The 2,010-nt window shown below is 66.2% G+C and carries 2 protein-coding genes; both read left to right on the top strand.

Annotated elements, in window-relative coordinates; genetic code table 11:
• The coding region (locus ELR45_RS07720) for an ABC transporter permease (protein ID WP_165367575.1) at positions 1–765 on the top strand (765 nt) is incomplete at its 5' end.
• A 102-nt stretch (positions 766–867) separates the two neighbouring features.
• Positions 868–2,010 (top strand): substrate-binding domain-containing protein (locus ELR45_RS07725; RefSeq protein ID WP_165367576.1); only part of this gene is annotated, 1,143 nt, incomplete at its 3' end.

Below are 2,010 nucleotides of genomic sequence, written 5' to 3' on the forward strand. Positions count from 1 at the left end.
GTCGCCCCGATGTTCAGTGCCCTGGCCGTCGCCGTCGCGGTCTGGTATGTGGTGACGTACCTGGTGCTGGAGGAGAACCGGCGGTTCATGCTGCCGCCGCTGCACCGGGTCGTCGAGATCTCGGTGCTGGACACATCACACCTGACGCCGATGCTGGACGCGCTCTGGCTCACCGTGCAGGTCGCGGTGATCGGCCTGGTGATCGCGGTGGCTCTCGGCGTGACCCAGGCCGTCATCATGGTGCAGTCCAGGTGGATGGAGCGGATCCTCTACCCGTACGCGGTGATCCTGCAGACCATGCCGATCCTGGCGCTGGTGCCGCTGCTGGGTATCTGGCTCGGCTACGGGTTCAGCAGCCGGGTCGTCGTCTGCGTGCTGATCGCGCTGTTCCCGATGATCTCCAACACACTCTTCGGTCTGCAGTCGCCCAGTGCGGCGGCCCACGACCTGTTCACGCTCAAGAAGGCGACCCGCTGGCAGCGGCTGACCAAACTGCAGCTGCCTGCGGCCGTCCCGTCGATCTTCAGCGGGCTACGGATCAGCGCTGGGCTGTCGGTCATCGGCGCGATCGTCGGCGACTACTTCTTCCGGCAGGGTCCCGTCGGCATCGGCGGGCTGCTCGACATCTATACCCAGAGGCTGCAGACCGAGGACCTCTTCACCGCGATCGGGCTGGCGTCGATGTTCGGCGTCGTCGTCTTCTCCCTGTTCGCGACGCTCGACCGGCTCGTTGTCGGGCGCTGGTACGGAATGGTCCGCCGGTAGGGAACGGGTGCCGGCGGCCCGGCAAGTCAACAACATCCACACGCGACGCGACGTCCGTCGTCGCACAGGTCGACGTGTCATGCCAACTCCCAGGAGAGACGGATGAAACACAGAATCGGTATAGCGGCGGCGGGCTCGCTCTCGCTGGCCCTGCTCATGGCCGCATGTGGCGGCGACGATGGTGACACCGCATCGACCTCGCCGGACGATGCAGGCGCTGCCGCCTCGGATGAGATGGTCGGCGCCGAGGCGGGCTCGGAGCTCGATCTGTCCGAGGTCTGTCCCGACCCGATCGTCATGCAGCAGGACTGGCAGCCAGAGGCTGAACACGGCACCATGTACAACCTGGTCGGCCCAGGGCATGAGATCGACGCCGACGGCAAGACGGTCACCGGGCCACTGGTCGCGGGCGACGTCGACACCGGTGTGTCCGTGGAAGTCCGGCCCGGCGGGTCGACGGTCGGCTTCCAGCCGGTGGCCGCCCTGATGTACGTAGACGAGGACATCTTCATTGGCGCGGTCAACACCGACTATGCGATCGCTTCGTCGGGCAACCAGCCGGTGACGGCAGTGGTCGCGCCGCTCAACATCAGCCCGCAGATCCTCATGTGGGATCCAGAGACCTACCCGGACGCCGAATCGCTGGTGGACGTCGCGGCGGAGGGAGCGACAGTGGTCACCGCCGGGGACACGCTTCAACACCTGCTGCTGTCGCAGGACATCATCGACGAGAGCCAGATGGACACCGGCTACGAAGGCACCCCGGCCAGGTTCGTCGGCGACCCCAGTATCCTCCAGCAGGGATTCATCAGCGCCGAGCCGTACATCTACGAGAACGAGGTCACCAACTGGGCCAGGCCGATCGCCGCCCAGTTGCTGTACGAGGTCGGGTACACGATCTACCCCGAGCCGTTCGCGGTGCGCACTGCCGACATCGAGGAGGAACGGGACTGCCTGGAGAGGCTGGTGCCGATCCTGCAGCAGTCCCAGATCGACTACATCCAGGACCCGGCCGAGACGAACGAGCTGATCGTCGAGCTGGTCGGGGAGTACAACACCGGCTGGGAGTACACCCCGGGCGTCGCCGAGTTCGCGGTCGAGGCGATGCTGGAGCACGGGATCGTCGCGAACGACCCGTCCTCCGGCACCTTCGGTGCGTTCGACCTGGAGCGGGTCGAGCAGGTCATCGACACCTTTGAGCCGATCCTGGACACGGCCAACGTCAAGTCCGGCCTCGTCCCGGAG

The sequence above is a fragment of the Phytoactinopolyspora endophytica genome (assembly GCF_004138495.1).
Lineage (GTDB): Bacteria > Actinomycetota > Actinomycetes > Jiangellales > Jiangellaceae > Phytoactinopolyspora > Phytoactinopolyspora endophytica.